Source organism: Escherichia sp. E3659, assembly GCF_005781135.1.
Classification (GTDB): domain Bacteria; phylum Pseudomonadota; class Gammaproteobacteria; order Enterobacterales; family Enterobacteriaceae; genus Escherichia.
In genome coordinates this window covers 27,093-51,225 of sequence record NZ_VATQ01000017.1, presented here as the reverse complement: position 1 = coordinate 51,225, position 24,133 = coordinate 27,093, and the positions used below count along the sequence as shown (strand labels likewise).

Sequence of the window (24,133 nt, the reverse complement as noted above, 5' to 3'; positions counted from 1 at the left end):
CGAACTTGTAGGCCAGATAAGGCGTTCACGCCGCATCCGGCATAAACAACGAGCACGTTGTCTGCGACCCACCGCTTTTTATACATGGACGTTTAACTATGAAAAACAGGCTGCTGATCCTCAGCCTGCTGGTTTCTGTACCTGCCTTTGCCTGGCAGCCGCAAACCGGCGACATCATCTTTCAGATCTCTCGCTCATCGCAAAGTAAAGCGATCCAACTGGCAACTCATTCCGATTACAGCCACACCGGTATGCTGGTGATACGCAACAAAAAGCCTTACGTTTTTGAAGCAGTCGGCCCGGTGAAATACACCCCGCTCAAACAATGGATAGCCCACGGTGAAGATGGCAAATACATTGTTCGCCGCGTTGAAGGCGGACTGAATACCGAACAACAGCAAAAACTGGCGCAAACGGCAAAACGTTATCTCGGTAAACCGTATGATTTCAGCTTCTCATGGAGCGACGATCGCCAGTACTGTTCGGAAGTTGTATGGAAGGTTTATCAGAACGCGCTGGGAATGCGCATGGGTGAACAGCAAAAGCTGAAAGAGTTCGATCTCAGCAACCCGCTGGTCCAGGGAAAGCTTAAAGAACGCTACGGTAAAAATATCCCGCTTGAGGAAACGGTGGTTTCGCCACAAGCCCTTTTCGATGCGCCACAACTCACTACCGTCGCCAAAGAGTGGCCGCTGTTTTCGTGGTAATGGATTACTGTGAACACGGCTGGTATAGCGGGATTGTCGTTCCCGCTGCAAACGTTAATCGCGTTTTGCCATAACTCGAAATGCGCTTTACGCAACCAAACTGGTGCAAAATCGGTGATGAAAGTAAGCGAGTGGGCCAATCACATCGTGACTGGCCCTAAAACCTAGCTTTTTTGGGTCTGAAGCTCTGGTTGATACGTCTCAGCATCATTTTGACGTTGTTTTTCCATAGCGATCGCACCAAAGTGCGTTAACGTACAGAAAATGATGCAACAGATAACACCAGCAAGCAGAAGATAAAAACCACCATCCCAACCAACCTCATCGACCATAATACCAAACAGGCTTGTACCAAGCGTCGCTCCAAGAATATAGCTCATGAAACCACGCAAACCGACAGCGGAGCCCACGGCAAAACTGGGAACAATTTCCATGGTCTGAACAGAGGCCAGGAACTGCGGAACATAGATAAGGCAGCCCACGCAAGCAGCGAAAATAGTAATAGAGAGTAGAGAATCACTTTTCCAGTAGCCCAACAGGCAGAAGAAAATTAATACCATACTGATAATCGCTGGCGGCATACGGCGACCATGAAATAATTTATCACTCAACCAGCCAGCAAATAATGTCGTTGGAATAGCCGCCCATTCGAAGATTAAAAATGCCGTACTCATTTCGGTCTTCGTAAAATGCTTCACGCTTAACAGATAAATAGGTAACCAGCTGATAATTCCGAAACGCACCATATAGACAAAAACATCAACGAAAGAGACAAACCAGGCATTCTTATTTTTAAGCACATAGGTACAAAAAATTTGCCAGGCAGTCATATCTTCCGGCGCACGATCATCTTTTGCTTTAATGCTGACGTCGTCCGGAACGATTTCGTTTAATGGCGGCAAACCTTCACTTACCGGTGAACCTTTACCTGACATCAGTACCACGATAGCAATGACAACAGAGACAATCGCTGGAATAACATATGTTGCTATTTTCCAGTGTTCAGTCCCCAGCACAGCAAATGCACCGCCAACAATCGGAGCAACAATACCGCCACCCACGTTGTGCGAAATATTCCAGACCGCACCGACGATGCCCCGTTCTTTACGAGGAAACCAGTTGGCGATCGTAATAAACGACGGGCCAACACCCATTCCCTGAAAGAAACCATTCAGAATGACAAGTCCTGCAAACATCCAGAATGCGAAACTAAAACCAAGTGCCACGTTAACGAGAGCACAAAGTATTAAACCCACTGCCATATATACTTTGGGATTAGCTTTATCCGCCAGACTGCTCATTATCCCTTTACTAATACCGTAGGCGATCAGCATACAACTGCTTAACAGCCCTATTTGCGTCGCAGAAAGATTAAGCTCTTGTTTTAAATACGGTGTAGAGAGAACAAAGTTATTCCTGACAATGTAATACGAAAGATAACCGATAAATACGCTGAATAACGCCTGCATACGGTAACGATTATAGGTACTTTTCACTTCACTTTCAGGAACCTTATGTGTTGTCACTTTAGGTTTCAATAAAGAAAGCATATATCACCTTCCAGTTCATAGTGTTGTTTAAACAAATAATAATATTCATAGCAATGCTCATTACCACTCTCTGAAGAGTATTTAAAAAGCCTTTGCTTAGTGAGTTTTGAAGATAGTGAAGCAAGAGAGTTTAAGTTACAATACAGGGCAAATGAGTCAAAACTGACTCAAAAAAACAAATCCAATGTTCCATTTCTTTCCCATATTTGATTTTGGAAAATGCAACATGGCTATTATTTAAATCTTAACGTGTTACAACAGGCCCAATTTAAAAAAAATTAGTTTTATTAAAATTTTCATTTTTTGAGTTCAATCACATATTTTGCCTCTATAATCGGGATCATTGAAGATACTTGTTCTTGTTATGCCTGAGAACCATGCTGCACAACATGAAAACCTTCATCACCGCACAACAAAAAACAGAGTCTGAACACCTTCAGGATACCCGTCGTAACACGCGGATTTGTAATCGAATTAAAGCCTTTTTTATGGTTTCTGAAGACTGGAACTCCGTCATGATTACTGAGGCGCTAAGTCTGCATCAGGCCACCGCAGATGACCCTATTCACGATAGTGCTTGTTATTACCATCCTCAACGGGTAAAAAAATGGGCTGAAGCCGCCAATAAAAAATTTCATTTTTTACTGCTATACAGTCAGAACCTGAATCTGAGAGCGAAAATGTGGAAATTAATTAATGAGCATTTCCGTAACAGTCACTTGCGGATATAGTAATGCTGGTTGCTTGCCAAATTAATGATAATTTACAAATACAAAAACACATGGCTTGAAGTTCGTTGCTTATGTTAACTAATGGATAACAACATGGATTACAGCCCAGGAATTTATCTCTTATTAATGGGATTTTTGACATGATTCGCATTATACAAAGAGCGCTAATCTGTTGGATTTTATATATCAGCGTTGCCTCAGCGCATGAATTAGTGATTGCTACAACGCTTTCTTCGGAAGCGACAGAGCACATTATCAGTCAATGGCAAAAGCAACCACAGGCAACCAAAATCCGTACGCTCAACCGAACCAGTGCATCTATTGAGCGCCTGCTGGAAAATCCATTGGGTGAAAATATTGATCTGGTACTGAGTTCATCCCCTATGTTGCTACAGCGGTTACAAAGTAAAAATCTGCTTCAGCCATTTAATAATCAAATAGAAACAAGTAGAAAGTTAGTACCAGAATCCATTCGTTCAACCACCGTTGCTGTTGCCATATCGGGCTACGGAATTCTTATCAATGTGGCGCATCTGGAAGACAAAAAAGAGCCTGTGCCAACGTCATGGCAGGAATTAAGTAAGTCGCGTTATCAAGGAACGCTATTAATGAGCAGTCCTTCTCGTTCAGATACGACTCATCTGATGATTGAAGATCTTCTGCAACAACAAGGATGGAGTAGCGGTTGGAGTACACTACTGAAAATAGGCGGTAATCTCGCCACCATTTCATCGCGTAGCTTCGGCGTAGCAAATAAGATCAGCACAGGATTGGGGGACGCTGGTCCGGTAATCGACAATTACGCTAACGTACTGCTTAATAATTCAACTTTACGTTTCAGCTATTTCCCCAACTCGCGCGCAGCGCCTATGTTTATTGCCATTACAGAAGGCAGTAATCATCCACAAGAGGCGGGACGTTTTATTGATTTCTTGTTGAGTCCGGAAGGCCAGCAAGCACTGAGCGATTCTGATTCAGGGAAGTATCCGGTATATCCTCTGCCCTCCGGCACTCCACTCGCTGACCAACAAATGCGGTTATTTGCATCTCCTTCGCTTGATTACCCATTGATCATGCAACGCCAAAAGCTCGTGCAATTGTTATTTGATTATGCGATTACTTTTCGCCTTACCGAGCTTCAGAAAAGTTGGAAAGCATTATATGCCGCAGAACATCGGCTTAAGCGGACATTGCCAGAGGTACGCGCACTATTAACCGCGGTTCCCATTACCCCGCAACAGTCTGTTAATCCAACATATCTACAGCAATTCGAGCTGCAATCAGGTTTTCGTGAAGCCCAGATTATGGCATGGCAGCAGTTTTTCCTGCAGCAGCAGCAATTAGTGAATTCACAACTTGAGTCATTAAAGTGAAACAACTACATACTATCGGGACGAGCTTGCGTCTCGCCTTTGTTTTTAGTGCCGTTCTTACGCTATTCGTTAGTGTAGTTAGCCTTTATTCCTGGCATGAACAAAATTCCCAGGTTCGCTACGCACTTGACGATTATTTCCCACGAATTCAGGCTTCATTTCTTTTTGAAGAAAACCTTACGGCATTGGTAAATGAATTCAATGAGCTACAACAGACAACCAACACCGATAGCCGCCTTCAGGTAAGAGAGCAAATTGAACAACGGCTACAAAAAATTCAGTCGATTAATCCCCATCTTGATTCAGTACATCAAAGTGCGCTTAACCAACAGGTCGCCAGTAGTCGCAAATTGCTTGGCAATCTCGATAAGGCATTGAATGAACACAATAAGGAAAACGGAAAACTCGACGTTATATCGTCAAGAGTTAACTGGTTGCATGACGATTTCAATAATGAACTCAACTCCCTGACTCAGGATTTAAGTTGGCAACAATCATCATTGCTCAATCAACTCAGCCAACGGAAAGATCTTCACGAAAACCAGGGGTTGCAAAATGCACTGCAATCTATTCAAAACGAGTTACAGCTCGTTTTCGAACTCTCACATATAGAAACTGAAATCGTCAGTACCTTAAAGGAGATGCTTAACACGCATAACAATGATACTGAGTCGTTAAGACAACATATTCAATACCTGGATTTTTTGAAGCATAGCATTGACGAAAATGTGCGGTCGTTAGCTTCTTATTCCAGCACTATTACATTACACCAGACAGTTTATTCCCTGTGGGAACTGGGTACACAGCAAAATTATCTACCTGGAACTCTGGCCGCCTGGCAGCAGGCTCAACAGACCCTTATGAATACTATCAGGGATAAAGAGCGTGTATTTACGCAAATACGCGGCCAATTAGAAACGCAACTGGGTAATAGCCATCAACAGCTACAAACTTTCAATCTGCGATTAGAAAAAATAATGCAAATCAGTGGACTACTGATTTTTGCCGCTATGGTGACGGCCTTACTGTTCGTTATTCTGGTGAATTACTTCTACATTCGACCAAGGATGATCCGCCGTTTTCGCTTACTGAATGATGCCGTCGTCAAATTAAGTAACGGTGAACTCGATGCAGATATTCCAGTCTCCGGCAATGATGAGCTTGGTAGAATTGCCAACCTACTCCGCCAGACGATAGAGCAAATTAATCAACAGCAACGTCAACTGGGGCAGGAAATCTGTGATCGAATCGCGACAGAAAAAAATCTGCGAACCGCACAAAGTGAATTGATCCAAACCGCCAAACTGGCCGTAGTTGGGCAGACAATGACAACACTGGCACATGAAATCAATCAACCGCTTAATGCATTATCTATGTACCTGTTCAGCGCCAATCGCGCTATAGAGCAACAAGACTCTGGTTTGGCGAAAAACTATATCGTTACGATGCGATCGCTGGTTGAGCGCATGGATAATATCGTTAAACGACTGCGAAACTTCGCCCGCCGACGCGATAGTGAACTCGTAGGTGGGGCAATTAATTTACAGCCGGTAATTTATTCATCCTGGGAGCTTCTGGCATTAAAACATCGACCACTGAAAGCATCTCTTCACTACCCGGATAATTTTCCTGCCGTTTATGGCGACGATGTTTTGATTCAACAAGTTTTAGTTAATTTATTTACGAATGCCCTGGAAGCCAGTCAGGAAAAACCGCCCACAATAACCATTAACTTTGAAGAAGAAGATACCACGTTAACGCTCTATATTGCTGATAATGGAAAAGGTTGGCCAGTGCTTCTGGCTGATCGACTATTAACACCGTTTACGACTGACAAAGCTGTAGGTTTAGGTATTGGTCTTTCGATTAGTCATTCTATTATGCGTCAGTGCCAGGGAGAGCTATATATTGCGTCAACCCTCGACCGCCATGCGTTGGTTATTCTATGTTTCAGGAAAGTTTAAGCATGACAGATACAACTCCAACAATACTGCTCATTGATGACGACAATGATGTTCTGCAAGCCTACAGTTCTCTCTTACAGCAAGAGGGCTATGCAGTATGTACCTGTAGCAACCCTTCAGAAGCGCTGCAATTGCTGCAAGATACCTGGGAAGGAATCGTGGTATGCGACGTTTGCATGCCGGATATTTCAGGCATTATGCTGCTGGAAAAAATAATGCTGATTGATCCTAATCTTCCCATTCTGATGATCACCGGCCACGGCGATGTCCCAATGGCCGTTGAAGCGGTAAAAAAAGGAGCGTGGGATTTCCTGCAAAAACCGATCAATCCGGAACAATTTTTATCGCTTATCGAAAAAGCGCTGGCAGAGCGTGAAGATTATCTGGAACAAAAAAAATGGCGACGAGCGCAATTTAATCGGCACTTAATTGGTAACAGTGGCTGGGTTCGTCAGACGCGTCAGCAGCTTGAAACTCTGGCAGAAACCGATCTTCCCGTCTGTTTTTACGGCGAACCTGGAACCGGCAGAACATTAGCCGCCCATTATCTTCACCAATTTAGTTCTCGCAAGGAAAGGCCTTTAATTGAACGCACACTCAGCGCTAATAGTCAGCAACCGCTGGAAGAATGGGTGGAAGAAGCAAAAGGTGGCACGCTGTTATTAAAAGAACTTGAATATTTAACGCAAGAAAATCAGCGTCTCTTGATTCAACTCCAGGAACGCCCACAGGATCGGTCGTTTCGTCTGATTGTTGTTAATCAAAGCCCTCTGGCTGCACTTGCCGCCACACAAAAAATTATTCCCGCATTGTATTTTCTTTTTTCACTTACCCACATCGAATGCCCACCGCTAAGTCAACGCCCGGGGGATATTGAGCCTATTTTTCACCATTATCTGACTCTCACCTGTAAACGATTAAATCGCCAACAACCGCTGCTGGGGAAAACGTTTTATAAGCGACTGATGGCGCGAACCTGGCCCGGTAATATCATTGAATTAATAAATGCAGCAGAATTGGTGGCTGTGGGTGTTTTAATGCTGGACGATTCAGTCAGTTTGCAGATGATGGATGCTGATCCAACACCACTTGATGAACGTGTAGAAAGCTATGAAAGACAAATAATTATTGATGCACTCAACTTCTTCCAGGGACGTATCAACGACGTTGCCGATTACTTTCAGATCCCCAGAAAAAAGCTGTATTTGCGCATGAAAAAATACGGTATTGATAAAATGGATTTTCGCGATGTAAAGGAAAGATAAAGATCCAATACGTTATCCTGCTAATGAAAGTTTTCAGGCACAAAAAAAGCGCCGTTCGGCGCTTTTTTCGGAAATCCGGTCTTATTTGCTGCCCGGGATGTTGAAACGCTTGTTGAAGCGGTCAACACGGCCACCGGTAGCAACATCACGCTGTTTGCCAGTGAAGAACGGGTGGCACTTGCTGCACACGTCGAGGTTCAGGTCATGACCAACGGTGGAGCGGATTTTCATTACGTTACCGCAAGAGCAGCTAGCAGTAATTTCTTCGTATTTCGGGTGAATATCTTTTTTCATGGGAAAACCTCGGTTTAAGGCCGCGTCGCTCTTCCAGCCCTAACGCCAGACACCACGCGATGTTTAAAGTATAGTTTCAATACGATCATTTCGTATCAAAGGCGCCGAATCATACAGAAATTAACCAGCGTATGCAAACTGATCCGCACTCCTCTACCGCAATGTGTATACTGTTCCACCGAATTTCAAGTCAGGATGATGCTATGCCCGTTGCCCACGTTGCCTTGCCCGTTCCGCTTCCCCGCACCTTTGACTATCTCCTGCCAGAAGGTATGACGGTTAAAGCTGGGTGTCGTGTGCGCGTGCCGTTTGGCAAACAGCAGGAGCGCATCGGGATTGTCGTGTCAGTTAGCGACGTCAGCGAGTTGCCGCTCAACGAACTGAAAACCGTAGTAGAAGTGCTGGACAGTGAACCCGTTTTTTCCAGTTCCGTTTGGCGCTTACTGCTTTGGGCGGCGGATTACTATCATCATCCAATTGGCGATGTATTGTTTCATGCCTTGCCGATTTTACTGCGCCAGGGGCGGCCTGCAGCGAACGCGCCCATGTGGTACTGGTTTGCTACCGAACAAGGCCAGGCGGTGGATATCAACAGCCTGAAACGTTCACCTAAGCAACAACAGGCGCTGGCGGCGTTGCGACAAGGGAAAATCTGGCGTGACCAGGTAGCGGAACTTGAATTCAACGATGCCGCACTACAGGCGCTGCGCAAAAAAGGTCTTTGCGAGCTGGCAAGCGAAACGCCGGAATTTAGCGACTGGCGAACGAACTATGCTGTTACTGGCGAACGTCTACGGCTGAATACCGAACAAGCCACCGCCGTTGGCGCAATTCATAGCGCAGCGGATACTTTTTCTGCCTGGCTGCTGGCAGGCGTCACTGGCTCCGGGAAAACGGAAGTTTATCTAAGCGTGCTGGAAAACGTGCTCGCTCAGGGCAAGCAGGCGCTGGTGATGGTGCCGGAAATCGGCCTGACCCCCCAGACAATCGCCCGTTTTCGTGAACGGTTTAATGCGCCAGTGGAAGTTCTGCATTCCGGCCTGAATGACAGTGAGCGCCTTTCGGCCTGGCTGAAAGCGAAAAATGGCGAGGCGGCGATTGTAATTGGCACCCGTTCCGCACTATTTACACCGTTTAAAAATCTCGGTGTGATTGTTATCGATGAAGAGCACGACAGTTCCTACAAGCAGCAGGAAGGCTGGCGCTATCATGCCCGCGACCTGGCGGTATATCGCGCGCACAGCGAGCAAATCCCGATAATTCTCGGCTCGGCAACACCCGCACTGGAAACGCTATGCAACGTGCAGCAGAATAAATACCGCCTGCTGCGCCTGACACGTCGGGCGGGTAATGCGCGTCCGGCAATTCAACATGTACTGGATTTAAAGGGTCAGAAGGTGCAGGCGGGGCTGGCTCCGGCGTTAATCACCCGTATGCGCCAGCATTTGCAGGCCGATAACCAGGTCATTCTCTTTCTTAACCGCCGTGGTTTTGCGCCTGCACTGCTGTGCCACGACTGCGGCTGGATTGCCGAATGTCCACGTTGCGATCACTACTACACGTTGCATCAGGCGCAGCAGCATTTGCGCTGCCATCATTGCGACAGTCAGCGTCCAGTACCGCGCCAGTGTCCGTCCTGCGGCTCTACCCATCTGGTGCCGGTGGGTCTGGGAACAGAACAACTTGAACAGACGTTAGCGCCGCTTTTCCCTGGTGTAGCCATTTCACGTATCGACCGCGATACCACCAGCCGTAAAGGCGCACTGGAGCAGCAGCTGGCAGAAGTGCATCGCGGCGGCGCGCGAATTTTGATTGGCACGCAAATGCTGGCGAAAGGTCACCATTTCCCGGATGTAACGCTGGTTGCATTACTGGACGTGGACGGCGCGCTGTTTTCTGCCGATTTTCGCTCGGCGGAGCGTTTTGCCCAGCTATACACCCAGGTGGCAGGCCGTGCCGGACGCGCAGGTAAACAAGGTGAGGTGGTGCTGCAAACGCACCATCCGGAACATCCTCTCTTACAAACCTTGCTGTATAAAGGTTATGACGCTTTTGCGGAACAGGCGTTGGCCGAGCGGCGAATGATGCAACTGCCGCCGTGGACCAGCCATGTGATTGTGCGCGCGGAGGATCATAACAATCAGCACGCGCCGCTGTTCCTGCAACAGTTGCGTAATCTGCTTCTCTCCAGCCCACTGGCGGATGACAAATTGTGGGTTCTCGGCCCGGTTCCGGCTCTGGCGCCTAAACGCGGCGGTCGCTGGCGCTGGCAAATCTTGTTGCAGCACCCTTCCCGCGTGCGTTTACAACACATCATCAATGGCACACTGGCGCTTATCAATACCATACCGGATTCACGCAAAGTGAAATGGGTGCTGGATGTTGATCCCATTGAGGGGTAAACCACTCACGATGCGAGGCGGATCGAAAAATTAAATATTCATCACACTTTTCATGAAAATTCTGTAACCGTTTTCACGCACTATCTGCTAAAAATGTTGCCGATATGAAGTAAACATGGATGTAGTACGCCTGACGTGCCAGGCGAGGAGTGAGTGTGAAAGCGAAGAAGCAGGAAACTGCCGCAACAATGAAAGACGTTGCCCTGAAGGCAAAAGTCTCTACAGCGACCGTCTCCCGAGCATTAATGAATCCAGATAAAGTCTCCCAGGCCACCCGTAATCGGGTTGAAAAAGCGGCCCGGGAAGTGGGTTATTTTCCGCAGCCAATGGGGCGTAACGCTAAGCGTAATGAATCCCGAACGATTCTGGTGATTGTCCCGGATATCTGCGACCCCTTCTTTAGCGAAATTATTCGCGGTATCGAAGTCACGGCGGCAAGTCATGGATATCTGGTACTGATTGGCGACTGCGCACACCAAAATCAGCAAGAAAAGACCTTTATCGACTTGATCATCACCAAACAAATTGATGGCATGTTGCTGCTGGGTTCAAGGCTGCCGTTTGATGCAAGCATAGAGGAACAACGTAATCTGCCGCCGATGGTGATGGCGAACGAATTCGCACCAGAGCTGGAACTGCCTACGGTTCATATCGACAACCTGACCGCTGCCTTTGATGCCGTAAATTATCTGTATGAACAAGGGCATAAACTGATTGGCTGTATTGCCGGCCCCGAAGAGATGCCATTGTGTCACTACCGTCTACAAGGCTACGTTCAGGCACTGCGTCGCTGCGGCATTATGGTTGATCCGCAATATATCGCCCGGGGCGACTTCACCTTCGAAGCCGGAAGTAAAGCCATGCAACAGCTGCTCGACCTTCCGCAACCGCCAACTGCCGTCTTCTGTCATAGCGATGTAATGGCGCTCGGCGCACTGTCTCAGGCGAAACGCCAGGGGCTGAAAGTCCCTGACGACCTTTCCATAATCGGTTTTGACAACATCGACCTGACACAATTTTGCGATCCGCCGCTGACAACCATTTCACAGCCGCGCTACGAAATTGGTCGGGAAGCTATGCTGTTACTGCTTGATCAAATGCAGGGGCAAACGGTCGGAAGCGGCTCACGTTTAATGGACTGCGAGCTTATTATCCGGGGATCGACGCGCACGTTATCTTAAAGTAAACCTTTAAGGCTTCCGTGACTGGTCAAAGGCCCGCCGCTTAAGTAACATGGCGGGCTGACGAACGAATAAATACAGCGAAACGATAGTGGCACAACGAGATTATGTACGCCGCAGCCAACCGGCACCTTCGCGGCGAAAAAAGAGCACCTCACGGAAAAAGCAACGAAATATGCCTGCGGTTTCTCCCGCAATGGTCGCTATTGCTGCAGCCGTTCTTGTGACCTTTATCGGGGGTCTGTACTTCATTACGCACCACAAGAAAGAAGAGTCTGAGACGCTGCAAAGCCAGAAAGTGACCGGAAACGGACTACCTCCGAAACCGGAAGAACGTTGGCGCTACATTAAAGAGCTGGAAAGTCGCCAGCCGGGCGTGCGTGCGCCAACAGAACCGTCTGCTGGCGGCGAAGTGAAAACGCCGGATCAGCTGACTCCGGAGCAGCGCCAACTTCTTGAACAAATGCAGGCTGATATGCGTCAGCAACCAACGCAGCTTGCCGAAGTCCCGTGGAATGAGCAGACGCCGGAACAGCGCCAGCAAACGCTGCAACGCCAGCGTCAGGCGCAGCAGTTAGCGGAACAGCAACGCCTGGCTCAGCAGTCGCGTACGACCGAGCAAAGCTGGCAGCAACAGACGCGTACGTCGCAAGCCGCGCCGGTACAGGCGCAACCGCGCCAGTCTAAACCGGCTTCTACCCAGCAACCGTACCAGGATCTGCTGCAAACGCCTGCGCATACAACCTCGCAGCCGAAGCCACAGCAGGCCGCACCAGTAGCACGCGCGGCTGAAGCGCCGAAACCAACAGCGGAGAAGAAAGATGAACGTCGCTGGATGGTTCAGTGCGGTTCATTTAAAGGTGCTGAACAGGCTGAGACTGTACGTGCGCAGTTGGCTTTCGAAGGCTTTGACTCGAAAATTACCACCAACAATGGCTGGAATCGTGTGGTCATCGGGCCGGTGAAAGGCAAAGAGAACGCTGACAACACCCTCAATCGTTTGAAGATGGCAGGCCATACAAACTGCATTCGGCTCGCCACCGGGGGTTGAAACCCTCAAAATCTCCCCCATCTATACTTGCATTATGCCCCGCACAATTGTGCGGGGCTTGAATTCTGTATTCCTAACCAAGGGGTCTGCTCGTGACAACTATAGTAAGCGTACGCCGTAATGGCCACGTAGTAATCGCCGGTGATGGTCAGGCCACACTGGGTAACACCGTAATGAAAGGCAACGTTAAAAAAGTTCGCCGCCTGTATAACGATAAAGTGATCGCAGGCTTTGCCGGCGGCACGGCGGATGCCTTCACGTTGTTCGAACTGTTTGAACGTAAACTGGAAATGCATCAGGGCCATCTGGTTAAAGCGGCAGTTGAGCTGGCAAAAGACTGGCGTACCGATCGCATGTTGCGCAAACTTGAAGCATTGTTGGCGGTCGCGGACGAAACTGCATCGCTGATCATCACCGGTAACGGTGACGTGGTACAGCCAGAAAACGATCTTATTGCTATCGGCTCCGGCGGCCCTTACGCCCAGGCTGCGGCACGCGCTCTGTTAGAAAACACAGAACTTAGCGCCCGTGAAATTGCTGAAAAGGCGTTGGATATTGCAGGCGATATTTGCATCTATACCAACCATTTCCATACCATCGAAGAATTAAGCTACAAAGCGTAAGGATCTCCCATGTCTGAAATGACCCCACGCGAAATCGTCAGCGAACTTGATAAGCACATTATCGGCCAGGATAACGCTAAGCGTTCCGTGGCGATTGCACTGCGTAACCGCTGGCGCCGCATGCAGCTCAACGAAGAGTTGCGCCATGAAGTGACCCCGAAAAACATTCTGATGATCGGCCCGACCGGCGTCGGTAAAACTGAAATCGCCCGTCGTCTGGCTAAGCTGGCGAACGCGCCGTTCATCAAAGTTGAAGCAACCAAATTCACCGAAGTCGGTTATGTAGGTAAAGAAGTCGATTCTATTATTCGCGACCTGACCGATGCCGCAGTGAAAATGGTGCGTGTACAAGCTATCGAGAAAAACCGTTATCGCGCTGAAGAACTGGCAGAAGAACGTATTCTCGACGTGCTGATCCCACCGGCTAAAAACAACTGGGGACAGACCGAGCAGCAGCAGGAACCTTCCGCTGCCCGTCAGGCATTCCGCAAAAAACTGCGTGAAGGCCAACTCGATGACAAAGAAATCGAGATCGATCTTGCCGCAGCACCGATGGGCGTTGAAATTATGGCGCCTCCGGGAATGGAAGAGATGACCAGCCAACTGCAGTCTATGTTCCAGAACCTGGGCGGTCAGAAGCAAAAAGCGCGTAAGCTGAAAATCAAAGACGCCATGAAGCTGCTGATTGAAGAAGAAGCGGCGAAACTGGTAAATCCGGAAGAATTGAAGCAAGACGCTATCGACGCCGTAGAACAGCACGGGATCGTGTTCATCGACGAAATCGACAAAATCTGTAAGCGCGGCGAATCCTCCGGCCCGGATGTTTCTCGTGAAGGCGTTCAGCGTGACCTGCTGCCGCTGGTAGAAGGTTGCACCGTTTCCACCAAACACGGGATGGTCAAAACTGACCACATTCTGTTTATCGCTTCTGGTGCATTCCAGGTTGCGAAACCGTCTGACCTGATCCCAGAACTGCAAGGTCGTCTGCCGATCCGCGTTGAGCTGCAGGCCCTGACCACCAGCGACTTTGAGCGTATTCTGACCGAGCCGAATGCCTCTATCACCGTGCAGTACAAAGCACTGATGGCGACCGAAGGCGTGAATATTGAGTTCACCGACTCCGGTATCAAACGCATTGCAGAAGCGGCATGGCAGGTAAACGAATCTACCGAAAACATCGGTGCGCGTCGTTTACATACCGTTCTGGAGCGTTTGATGGAAGAGATCTCCTACGACGCCAGCGATTTAAGCGGTCAAACCATCACTATTGACGCAGATTATGTGAGCAAACATCTGGATGCGTTGGTGGCAGATGAAGATCTGAGCCGTTTTATCCTATAATCGCGTTCAATCATTTTCATCATTGTTTGATGGGGCTGAAAGGCCCCATTTTTATTGGCGCGTATTATGACTGAACAACAAATTAGCCGAACTCAGGCGTGGCTGGAAAGTTTACGACCTAAAACCCTCCCCCTCGCCTTTGCTGCAATTATCGTCGGGACGGCGCTGGCATGGTGGCAAGGTCACTTCGATCCGCTGGTCGCTCTGCTGGCACTCATTACCGCCGGGCTATTACAGATCCTCTCTAACCTCGCCAATGACTACGGTGATGCTGTCAAAGGTAGCGACAAACCTGATCGTATTGGACCGCTGCGCGGCATGCAAAAAGGGGTCATTACCCAGCAAGAGATGAAACGGGCGCTCATTATTACCGTCGTGCTCATTTGCCTCTCTGGACTGGCGCTGGTCGCGGTGGCGTGTCATAACCTGGCTGATTTTGTCGGCTTCCTGATTCTTGGTGGGTTATCAATTATCGCCGCTATCACCTATACCGTGGGCAATCGTCCTTATGGTTATATCGGCCTGGGTGATATTTCCGTACTGGTGTTCTTTGGTTGGTTGAGTGTGATGGGCAGCTGGTATTTGCAGGCGCATACGCTGATTCCGGCGCTGATCCTTCCGGCAACGGCCTGTGGTCTGCTGGCAACGGCGGTGCTCAATATTAACAATCTGCGCGATATCAATAGCGACCGCGAGAATGGCAAAAACACACTGGTAGTGCGCTTAGGTGAAGTGAACGCCCGTCGTTACCATGCTTGCCTGCTGATGGGCTCGCTGGTGTGCCTGGCGCTGTTTAATCTCTTTTCACTGCATAGCCTGTGGGGTTGGCTGTTCCTGCTGGCAGCACCGTTGCTGGTGAAGCAAGCCCGTTATGTGATGCGTGAAATGGACCCGGTGGCGATGCGTCCGATGCTGGAACGCACCGTCAAAGGAGCATTACTAACTAACCTGCTGTTTGTTTTGGGAATATTCTTAAGCCAGTGGGCTACATAACTGACAAATATCAATTAACAATTGATGATTTTGCCAACAACCCACATAGCGCGATATACTGAAAATTCTCGCAGCAACTGAATGTTAAGCCTATGAAATACGATACTTCCGAGCTTTGTGACATCTATCAAGAAGATGTCAACGTCGTGGAACCGCTGTTCTCCAACTTTGGTGGACGGGCGTCGTTTGGCGGACAAATCATCACGGTAAAATGTTTCGAGGACAACGGGTTGCTGTACGATCTGCTCGAACAGAATGGCCGTGGTCGTGTCCTTGTCGTCGATGGCGGTGGTTCTGTTCGTCGCGCACTGGTCGATGCTGAACTGGCGCGTCTGGCAGTACAAAATGAATGGGAAGGCCTGGTCATTTACGGCGCGGTGCGTCAGGTAGATGATCTGGAAGAACTGGACATCGGCATCCAGGCGATGGCGGCAATTCCGGTTGGTGCCGCTGGCGAAGGCATTGGCGAAAGCGATGTCCGCGTCAATTTTGGCGGCGTCACCTTCTTCTCCGGCGACCATCTCTATGCCGACAATACCGGGATTATTCTTTCTGAAGATCCGCTGGATATTGAATAACTCTCTGCCATGCGTTAAAAGGGGAATTAAATTCCCCTTTTTTATACATGGACGTATTCATGCAAAATATTATTCTTTTAATTTTATATTTATTTCTTATAGCCGTTAACCATTTCCGCTACAAATTCCTTTTATCTGGCAACACCGGTGAAATGATTTTATATTTTGCTAACGTATTTTTTAACCCACTTGCCCTATCATTTATTATCGCCACAATCATCTGTATAACGATAAAAAAAAGAAGCAGCCGCAGCTTTATCCGCGGCACTTGTTGGTTAATGGGATTATTTCTTATCTATAGCAGCTATACGGTGTGGGAACGACACAGCACATGGGATTATACTTTCCCAGGGCCAGGTATCACCGTCACGGTTCCGAGCAAACAGTGGGTTGCCAATATAGTAAAACAAGGACCAACCCTGGTGACTCGGGATGCCCATGCTATTTTAGCTATTGTTGCCTTCTCACAAAATGAACTCGGTGTACATTCAATCGAGGAACTTACCGCGACTCAAAACGGAACTGCAGAAATGCATGTTTGTGATGTTCAGGGATTTGCCTGCGCTTATCAGGAAGGAGTGCAAACAATGAGTGATGGCAAAGTAAGACATGCTATTTTCATGACTCTACTGGATAACACTAATTTAATACAACTGGTCGCAGCCATCGACCCAGATTATTTGGACGAATATCAAGAAGAAGTAATGAAAATGATGCTTTCTGCCCGTCAATGATCTGATGTGCATGTTAATAATAAGGGATTGATATGAGATACGTTATCTTATTAATATTATGGATAATAACTGTTTTTCTTAGTCATCTTCAGCACAGTAACTTGCTTGCTGGAGATCCTGGCATGGTTGGCGAGTATTTCGGTTCAGTACTTCTGGGACCGTTATTACTTCCCGTGCTTGTGTCGGGTATTCTGTGCACATTCGCTAAAAAAACGCGTAACTTCGCCAGCTTTACTCGCGGGTGCTGCTGGGTATTGGGAGTACTACTTTTATCCAACGTCGGCAATACGTTTCGTATGTTCACCCCGTGGCAATATACGTTTGAGAATGCCGCTATTTCCGTGACTGTCCCGAACCGACACTGGAATACGGTTTCCATTAGTACTGATAAAACCATTGATATAAGAAGTGAAGATAATAGCGTCTTTATTTCTGCTTTCCGCCTGCCCGCAGGGCGTAGCGCCGATGACTCGCTGGAAGAGTTAAAGAATATGCAGCGAGACAATCTCAAGGATCAATACAATGAAGAAACTTTCCAGTTTCATGACTGTAATGCCAAACATTTCACCTGCAAATATCAGGACGTGTTGATAAATTTTGATGGTCAGCAGAAGAGAACCATCAGTGTTTATCTTGAAGATACCCCCAGGGCTGTGGGGCTCATTGCATTAATGAAACCAGATACGGCAGATAAATATCTCCAACAGGCGATGGAGATTATGCTGTCTGCTAAAAATGCACAGAAGTAAAAAAATAAGGCGCCTTGCGGCGCCTCTGCGTGGAAGAGATTAAACCTCTTCCATACGACCCAGCAGGGCCTGCAGACGTTCCTGCCAGCCGTTCTGCTGTTCTTTCAGATGGTTGTTCTCACGCTCCAGCTCTTCGCGCTGATGCTGGGCATTTTGAACTTCCTGCGACAGTGAGTTGTTTTTTTCTTTCAGCTCTTCGATTTCCATCTGCAACAGAGTGATGGTATCAATCGCCTGCTGTACTTTTGCTTCCAGTTTCTCAAACACTTCTAATGACATCGTCATACCTCTCCTGAATTGCAAGGCGTTGATGGATAAAAATCCTCGTCCCGATTACCGGTGACGCCTTAATAAATACGAGCGCATTTTAGTTAGCTCCGATTGTATGAAGCCGCGCCATCGCTGTCCAGCGGCACGCCTTGTAGATTACGGTTTGCCACACTTTTCATCCTTCTCCTGGTGACATAATCCACACCAATCGAAAATGTTAACAAAATTGTTGCGCGAATGATCTAACAAACATGCATCATGTATAAACAGATGAAATAAATAGCGCGATAACGCTCATTTTATGACGAAGCACACACATTTTAAGTTCGATATTTCTCGTTTTCGCTCGTTAACGATAAGTTTACAGCATGCCTACAAGCATCGTGGAGGTCCGTGACTTTCACGCATACAACAAACATTAACTCTTCAGGATCCGATTATGAGTCAAACATCAACCTTGAAAGGCCAGTGCATTGCTGAATTCCTCGGTACCGGGTTGTTGATTTTTTTCGGTGTCGGTTGCGTTGCTGCACTTAAAGTCGCTGGCGCGTCTTTTGGTCAGTGGGAAATCAGTGTTATTTGGGGGCTGGGGGTGGCGATGGCCATCTATCTAACCGCAGGGGTTTCCGGCGCACATCTTAATCCAGCTGTCACCATTGCGTTGTGGCTGTTTGCCTGTTTCGACAAGCGCAAGGTTATTCCTTATATCGTTTCACAAGTCGCCGGTGCTTTCTGCGCTGCGGCATTAGTTTACGGGCTTTACTACAATTTATTCTTCGACTTCGAGCGGACCCATCATATTGTTCGCGGAAGCGTCGAAAGTGTTGATCTGGCGGGTACTTTCTCTACTTATCCTAATCCTCATATCAATTTTGTGCAGGCCTTCGCAGTTGAGATGGTGATTACCGCTATTCTGATGGGGCTGATCCTGGCGTTAACGGACGATGGTAACGGCGTACCGCGCGGCCCTTTGGCTCCCCTGCTGATTGGTCTACTGATTGCGGTCATTGGCGCATCTATGGGTCCATTAACGGGCTTTGCCATGAACCCAGCACGTGATATCGGTCCGAAAGCCTTTGCCTGGCTGGCGGGCTGGGGCAATGTCGCCTTTACCGGCGGCAGAGACATTCCTTACTTCCTGGTGCCGCTTTTTGGCCCTATCGTTGGCGCGATTGTAGGTGCATTCGCCTACCGCAAACTGATTGGCCGCCATTTGCCTTGCGATATCTGTGTTGTGGAAGAAAAGGAGATCACAACTCCTTCAGAACAAAAAGCTTCGCTGTAATGTGACTACGGGACAATTAAACATGACTGAAAAAAAATATATCGTTGCGCTCGACCAGGGCACCACCAGCTCCCGCGCGGTCGTGATGGATCACGATGCCAATATCATTAGCGTGTCACAGCGCGAATTTGAGCAAATTTACCCAAAACCAGGCTGGGTAGAACACGACCCAATGGAAATCTGGGCCACCCAAAGCTCCACACTGGTAGAAGTGCTGGCGAAAGCAGATATTAATTCCGATCAAATTGCAGCTATCGGTATTACGAACCAGCGTGAAACCACCATCGTCTGGGAAAAAGAAACCGGCAAGCCTATCTATAACGCTATTGTCTGGCAGTGCCGTCGTACCGCCGAGATCTGTGAGCATCTCAAGCGTGACGGCATGGAAGAGTACATTCGTAACAACACCGGTCTGGTGATTGACCCGTACTTCTCTGGCACCAAAGTGAAGTGGATCCTCGACCATGTGGAAGGCTCCCGCGAGCGTGCTCGCCGTGGTGAACTGCTGTTTGGTACGGTTGATACCTGGCTTATCTGGAAAATGACTCAGGGCCGCGTTCACGTCACTGATTACACTAATGCGTCTCGTACCATGTTGTTCAACATCCATACTCTGGACTGGGACGACAAAATGCTCGACGCGCTGGATATCCCGCGTGAGATGCTGCCAGAAGTACGTCGTTCTTCCGAAGTGTACGGTCAGACCAACATTGGCGGCAAAGGCGGCACGCGTATTCCGATCGCCGGGATTGCGGGCGACCAGCAGGCGGCACTCTTCGGCCAGTTGTGCGTTAAAGAAGGGATGGCGAAGAATACCTACGGTACCGGCTGCTTTATGCTGATGAACACCGGCGAGAAAGCGGTGAAATCAGAAAACGGTCTGCTGACCACCATCGCCTGTGGCCCGAGCGGAGAAGTAAACTATGCGCTGGAAGGTGCGGTGTTTATGGCGGGCGCCTCCATTCAGTGGCTGCGCGATGAGATGAAGCTGATTAACGACGCGTACGATTCCGAATACTTTGCCACCAAAGTGCAAAACACCAACGGTGTGTATGTCGTTCCGGCGTTTACCGGACTGGGTGCGCCCTACTGGGATCCGTATGCGCGCGGGGCCATTTTCGGCTTAACTCGTGGGGTGAACGCCAACCACATCATCCGTGCGACTCTGGAGTCTATTGCTTATCAGACGCGTGACGTGCTGGAAGCAATGCAGGCCGACTCTGGTATTCGTCTGCACGCGCTGCGCGTGGATGGTGGCGCGGTGGCAAATAACTTCCTGATGCAGTTCCAGTCCGATATTCTCGGCACGCGCGTTGAGCGCCCGGAAGTTCGCGAAGTGACTGCGTTGGGTGCGGCCTATCTTGCTGGTCTGGCGGTTGGCTTCTGGCAGAATCTCGACGAGCTGCAAGAGAAAGCGGTGATTGAACGCGAGTTCCGTCCTGGCATCGAAACCACTGAGCGTAATTACCGTTACGCTGGCTGGAAAAAAGCGGTCAAACGCGCGATGGCCTGGGAAGAACACGACGAGTAATGTCAGGCACCTGAACCGATTGCCTGATGCTGATCGCCTGATGCGACGCTTACGCGTCTTATCAGGCCTACGAGCCGATGCCATCTTGTGTAGATCGGATAAGGCGTTCACGCCGCATCCGGCATGTCGCAGACTCTGAAATCGTGCGGGGGCAACCCCCGCACACATCAATAATCCGCTCCCTCCCCTGTGCTACACTTCGCGCCATTCCTTACTGCTTAGAGTTTGCTATGAGACGAGAACTTGCCATCGAATTTTCCCGCGTCACCGAATCTGCGGCGCTGGCTGGCTACAAATGGTTAGGACGCGGCGATAAAAATACCGCTGACGGCGCAGCGGTTAACGCCATGCGCATAATGCTCAACCAGGTCAACATTGACGGCACCATCGTCATTGGTGAAGGTGAAATCGACGAAGCACCGATGCTCTACATTGGTGAAAAAGTCGGTACTGGTCGCGGTGATGCAGTGGATATTGCTGTTGATCCGATTGAAGGCACGCGCATGACGGCGATGGGCCAGGCTAACGCGCTGGCGGTGCTGGCAGTAGGCGATAAAGGCTGCTTCCTCAACGCGCCAGATATGTATATGGAAAAGCTGATCGTCGGACCGGGAGCCAAGGGCGCCATTGATCTGAATCTGCCGTTGGCGGATAACCTGCGCAATGTTGCCGCTGCGCTCGGCAAACCATTGAGCGAACTGACGGTAACGATTCTGGCGAAACCGCGCCACGATGCCGTTATCGCAGAAATGCAGCAACTCGGCGTACGCGTATTTGCTATTCCGGATGGTGACGTTGCGGCCTCAATTCTCACCTGTATGCCAGACAGCGAAGTTGACGTGCTGTACGGCATTGGCGGCGCGCCGGAAGGCGTAGTTTCTGCGGCGGTGATTCGGGCGTTAGATGGCGATATGAATGGCCGTCTGCTGGCGCGTCATGATGTCAAAGGCGACAACGCAGAAAATCGCCGCATTGGTGAACAGGAACTGGCACGCTGCAAAGCAATGGGCATCGAAGCGGGTAAAGTGTTGCGTCTGGGCGATATGGCGCGCAGCGATAACGTCATCTTTTCCGCCACCGGTATCACCAAGGGCGATCTACTGGAAGGTATTAGCCGCAAAGGTAATATCGCCACCACCGAAACGCTGCTGATCCGCGGTAAGTCACGCACTATTCGTCGCATTCAGTCGATTCACTATCTGGATCGTAAAGACCCGGATATGCAGGTGCACATTCTCTGAGTGATTTGATCGATTGAGCCTTCCAGTCCTTCGGGACTGGAATTTTTTTGTTCGGAGAACGAAGATAAGGCAAGTCAATCAAAACAGGAGAAAAACATGGCTGATTGGGTAACAGGCAAAGTCACTAAAGTGCAGAACTGGACCGACGCCCTGTTTAGTCTCACCGTTCACGCTCCCGTGCTCCCGTTTACCGCCGGGCAATTCACTAAACTTGGCCTTGAAATTGACGGCGAACGCGTCCAGCGCGCTTACTCCTACGTTAACTCGCCCGACAATCCCGATCTGGAGTTTTACCTGGTCACCGTCCCCGATGGCAAATTAAGCCCGCGACTGGCGGCGCTAAAACCGGGTGACGAAGTGCAAGTGGTTAGCGAGGCGGCTGGCTTCTTTGTGCTGGATGAAGTGCCGGACTGCGAAACACTGTGGATGCTGGCAACCGGTACAGCGATTGGCCCTTATTTATCAATTCTGCAATTGGGCAAAGATTTAGATCGCTTCAAAAACCTGGTGCTGGTTCACGCCGCACGATATGCCGCCGACTTAAGCTATCTGCCGCTGATGCAAGAACTGGAAAAACGCTACGAAGGGAAACTGCGCATTCAGACGGTGGTCAGTCGGGAAACGGCTGCGGGTTCGCTCACCGGGCGAATACCGGCGTTAATTGAAAGCGGTGAACTGGAAAACGCGGTTGGCCTGGCAATGGATAAAGAAACCAGTCATGTGATGCTGTGTGGTAATCCGCAAATGGTGCGCGATACGCAACAGCTGCTAAAAGAAACCCGGCAGATGACGAAACATTTACGTCGTCGACCGGGCCACATGACAGCGGAGCATTACTGGTAAGCGGTTACTTATCGATAAACGGCACGATGAGCAGGTCCGCATTCAACTTATTGATCATCCCGCGGTATGCCGGCATCAAACGGTTGATAAATGAGTGGTGATGACCACAGACAAGGAGGTCGCACTGCTCTTGTTGCATAATTTCCAGCAGTGTTTCCGGCATTTCTCCGCGCTCAATACGCAGTTTGGTTTTCGGCCACTGAATATTTTTCGTCAGTTTATACAGCTTGTTATCCGAATTATCTTTCAACAGTTGAAGAATATCTTCTGTTGCAGGGAAGTAAATGCCCGGATACAACTCGCTTAAGCCATCATCAATATGAATCAATGTCAGGTGAGCGTCATTATGTCTGGCGAGATCCAGGGCTTTGTTCACCAGTAAGGCATCTTCTTCATTTCCGGAAATTGCCACGCCAATGTGTTTATAAGCCATGTTTAACTCCTTCTAAAGCGACTCCATCAAGCTAACGAACGCAGGGATAACTCAAAAATAATCATCTCGGCCTGGCATGAGAAGGTGAAGGCCGCATCAAGCTCAACTTGCCCCTCCAGATCCTTAATCTTATAGGCCACACTGGCCCCTTCATCCGCAGAGGATGCCGTGGTGGCAAGCTCTTTCAGTTTGGTCATAAAGGACTCTGCTTCTTCGCGGGTGGCAAAAAAGCGCGAAAACTTACTGGTACAGTTGTCGTTATCAATCACCGTACCGATATCAATCGCACATCCTTTAGTACTGCATTTATCTACGACATCTTTCATAGGGCACCTCTGTATATTCGCCTCTCTGTCGATTACGACTTAAGAATAATGCGCCGTTAAGAGAAGAACAAACAAGTAATGATCTTATGGATTACCATTTTTTTTGATATTGCTTAAGGTGAGGAAATGAGGAGGATTTTCCGGGCATTGTCATTTCCAGCGTGGAAATAACGATCCCGGAAAAAAATAGCAAGAAGAGATATATTAAAGGTTAATTACTTGATTTATTGTCTGCTTTATACTTCACATCCAGAGTATCTTTGCCAAATTTATTTTCGCCCTGCGTACCGACAAATGCGCCAAGATCAATAAGCATCATCACCAGAATCAACGTCGGGACAAAACGCCCCACCGTCCATTGCCAGACGCCCGGTAAAATCGCCCAATTACCCGCCAGCAGCATCCACGCTACAATCATTAAAAATGCCCATGCGCCGGAACGCCCGCGATCGTGCAGTCGTTTGACCGTTACTGCCGCGGTCGGCCAAAGTAAGCACACCAGGCAAAACGCGGCGGTCTGGATATCGAGTAAGTTTTTACCTGCCAGTGAGAAAAGCACCAGCATGCCAACGAACCAGAGGCCAATCCAAATCCAGAAATCACGGCGCCCAATACGCCCTTTAAACGAGAATAACCATTGCTGTATGGTCATGTAAGTTCCTTGATGG

At 48.9% G+C, this 24,133-nt stretch carries 23 protein-coding genes; 17 read left to right on the top strand and 6 right to left on the bottom strand.

Annotated features, from left to right (window positions below; translation table 11 throughout):
* The first annotated feature begins 98 nt into the window (after positions 1 to 98).
* Positions 99 to 707, top strand: a complete 609-nt coding sequence (locus tag FEK47_RS14135; protein ID WP_135487053.1) for a YiiX family permuted papain-like enzyme — start codon at positions 99 to 101, stop codon at positions 705 to 707.
* Between the two features lie 164 nt (positions 708 to 871).
* Here the strand turns inward: FEK47_RS14135 and FEK47_RS14130 are convergent, their stop codons facing one another.
* Positions 872 to 2,257, bottom strand: a complete 1,386-nt coding sequence (locus tag FEK47_RS14130; RefSeq protein ID WP_135487052.1) for an MFS transporter — start codon at positions 2,255 to 2,257, stop codon at positions 872 to 874.
* Between the two features lie 871 nt (positions 2,258 to 3,128).
* Between FEK47_RS14130 and FEK47_RS14125 the strand changes: the two genes are divergently transcribed.
* Genes FEK47_RS14125 through FEK47_RS14115 form a run of 3 tightly spaced genes read left to right on the top strand, consistent with a single transcriptional unit; the run spans position 3,129 to position 7,590 of the window.
* Positions 3,129 to 4,361: an ABC transporter substrate-binding protein gene (locus FEK47_RS14125; protein WP_130258339.1), complete on the top strand. Its 1,233-nt coding sequence runs from the start codon at positions 3,129 to 3,131 to the stop codon at positions 4,359 to 4,361.
* Positions 4,358 to 6,325, top strand: a complete 1,968-nt coding sequence (locus tag FEK47_RS14120) for an ATP-binding protein (RefSeq protein WP_138183222.1) — start codon at positions 4,358 to 4,360, stop codon at positions 6,323 to 6,325. The genes FEK47_RS14125 and FEK47_RS14120 overlap by 4 nt, the downstream gene beginning before the upstream one ends.
* 2 nt (positions 6,326 to 6,327) lie before the next feature.
* Positions 6,328 to 7,590: a sigma-54 dependent transcriptional regulator gene (locus tag FEK47_RS14115; protein WP_130215272.1), complete on the top strand. Its 1,263-nt coding sequence runs from the start codon at positions 6,328 to 6,330 to the stop codon at positions 7,588 to 7,590.
* 81 nt (positions 7,591 to 7,671) lie between these two features.
* On the opposite strand, the gene rpmE is transcribed toward FEK47_RS14115, so the two are convergent.
* A complete protein-coding gene (gene rpmE, locus FEK47_RS14110; RefSeq protein ID WP_000710769.1) occupies positions 7,672 to 7,884 on the bottom strand; it encodes a 50S ribosomal protein L31 in 213 nt (70 codons plus the stop codon).
* A gap of 203 nt (positions 7,885 to 8,087) precedes the next feature.
* Here rpmE and priA point away from each other — a divergent pair, with 203 nt between their 5' ends.
* From priA to FEK47_RS14065, 9 genes are all read left to right on the top strand, one after another.
* Complete coding sequence (gene priA, locus FEK47_RS14105; RefSeq protein WP_135487051.1) at positions 8,088 to 10,286, top strand: primosomal protein N'; 2,199 nt, start codon at positions 8,088 to 8,090, stop codon at positions 10,284 to 10,286.
* A 155-nt stretch (positions 10,287 to 10,441) separates the two neighbouring features.
* Positions 10,442 to 11,467, top strand: coding sequence for a DNA-binding transcriptional regulator CytR (gene cytR, locus FEK47_RS14100; RefSeq protein ID WP_135487050.1), 1,026 nt, complete (start codon positions 10,442 to 10,444; stop codon positions 11,465 to 11,467).
* A 91-nt stretch (positions 11,468 to 11,558) separates the two neighbouring features.
* Entirely contained in the window at positions 11,559 to 12,518 is a 960-nt protein-coding gene (gene ftsN / locus FEK47_RS14095) for a cell division protein FtsN (RefSeq protein ID WP_130215266.1), read from the top strand.
* A 92-nt stretch (positions 12,519 to 12,610) separates the two neighbouring features.
* Positions 12,611 to 13,141: an ATP-dependent protease subunit HslV gene (hslV, locus tag FEK47_RS14090; protein ID WP_000208242.1), complete on the top strand. Its 531-nt coding sequence runs from the start codon at positions 12,611 to 12,613 to the stop codon at positions 13,139 to 13,141.
* Between the two features lie 9 nt (positions 13,142 to 13,150).
* Positions 13,151 to 14,482 (top strand): HslU--HslV peptidase ATPase subunit, encoded by a 1,332-nt coding sequence (gene hslU / locus FEK47_RS14085; RefSeq protein ID WP_001293348.1) that lies wholly within the window; start codon positions 13,151 to 13,153, stop codon positions 14,480 to 14,482.
* A gap of 66 nt (positions 14,483 to 14,548) precedes the next feature.
* On the top strand, positions 14,549 to 15,475 hold the full coding sequence (gene menA / locus FEK47_RS14080; protein WP_135385237.1) for a 1,4-dihydroxy-2-naphthoate polyprenyltransferase: 927 nt from the start codon (positions 14,549 to 14,551) through the stop codon (positions 15,473 to 15,475).
* Positions 15,476 to 15,567: 92 nt separating this feature from the next.
* A complete protein-coding gene (gene rraA / locus FEK47_RS14075; protein WP_000872908.1) occupies positions 15,568 to 16,053 on the top strand; it encodes a ribonuclease E activity regulator RraA in 486 nt (161 codons plus the stop codon).
* Between the two features lie 59 nt (positions 16,054 to 16,112).
* Positions 16,113 to 16,787, top strand: coding sequence for a hypothetical protein (locus FEK47_RS14070; protein WP_135487048.1), 675 nt, complete (start codon positions 16,113 to 16,115; stop codon positions 16,785 to 16,787).
* A gap of 122 nt (positions 16,788 to 16,909) precedes the next feature.
* Entirely contained in the window at positions 16,910 to 17,536 is a 627-nt protein-coding gene (locus FEK47_RS14065; protein ID WP_138183225.1) for a hypothetical protein, read from the top strand.
* A gap of 39 nt (positions 17,537 to 17,575) precedes the next feature.
* Here FEK47_RS14065 and zapB read toward each other — a convergent pair whose 3' ends face one another.
* Positions 17,576 to 17,821 (bottom strand): septal ring assembly protein ZapB, encoded by a 246-nt coding sequence (zapB, locus tag FEK47_RS14060; RefSeq protein WP_001296623.1) that lies wholly within the window; start codon positions 17,819 to 17,821, stop codon positions 17,576 to 17,578.
* A 424-nt stretch (positions 17,822 to 18,245) separates the two neighbouring features.
* Here zapB and glpF point away from each other — a divergent pair, with 424 nt between their 5' ends.
* From glpF to fpr, 4 genes are all read left to right on the top strand, one after another.
* Positions 18,246 to 19,091 carry a glycerol uptake facilitator protein GlpF gene (gene glpF, locus FEK47_RS14055; RefSeq protein WP_135487046.1) on the top strand — a complete coding sequence of 282 codons (846 nt, stop codon included), beginning with the start codon at positions 18,246 to 18,248 and terminating at the stop codon, positions 19,089 to 19,091.
* A gap of 22 nt (positions 19,092 to 19,113) precedes the next feature.
* On the top strand, positions 19,114 to 20,622 hold the full coding sequence (gene glpK / locus FEK47_RS14050) for a glycerol kinase GlpK (protein WP_130206616.1): 1,509 nt from the start codon (positions 19,114 to 19,116) through the stop codon (positions 20,620 to 20,622).
* A 230-nt stretch (positions 20,623 to 20,852) separates the two neighbouring features.
* Positions 20,853 to 21,863, top strand: coding sequence for a class II fructose-bisphosphatase (glpX, locus tag FEK47_RS14045; RefSeq protein ID WP_130206618.1), 1,011 nt, complete (start codon positions 20,853 to 20,855; stop codon positions 21,861 to 21,863).
* Between the two features lie 96 nt (positions 21,864 to 21,959).
* The gene (fpr, locus tag FEK47_RS14040; protein ID WP_130258344.1) at positions 21,960 to 22,706 is read left to right on the top strand and encodes a ferredoxin--NADP(+) reductase; all 747 of its coding nucleotides are present in this window, start codon (positions 21,960 to 21,962) and stop codon (positions 22,704 to 22,706) included.
* Positions 22,707 to 22,710: 4 nt separating this feature from the next.
* Here fpr and uspD read toward each other — a convergent pair whose 3' ends face one another.
* From uspD to FEK47_RS14025, 3 genes are all read right to left on the bottom strand, one after another.
* Complete coding sequence (gene uspD, locus FEK47_RS14035) at positions 22,711 to 23,139, bottom strand: universal stress protein UspD (RefSeq protein WP_130222376.1); 429 nt, start codon at positions 23,137 to 23,139, stop codon at positions 22,711 to 22,713.
* 26 nt (positions 23,140 to 23,165) lie between these two features.
* On the bottom strand, positions 23,166 to 23,465 hold the full coding sequence (locus FEK47_RS14030; protein WP_135487045.1) for a DUF406 domain-containing protein: 300 nt from the start codon (positions 23,463 to 23,465) through the stop codon (positions 23,166 to 23,168).
* A 211-nt stretch (positions 23,466 to 23,676) separates the two neighbouring features.
* Positions 23,677 to 24,117 carry a DUF805 domain-containing protein gene (locus tag FEK47_RS14025; protein WP_064530283.1) on the bottom strand — a complete coding sequence of 147 codons (441 nt, stop codon included), beginning with the start codon at positions 24,115 to 24,117 and terminating at the stop codon, positions 23,677 to 23,679.
* Positions 24,118 to 24,133: the final 16 nt, after the last annotated feature.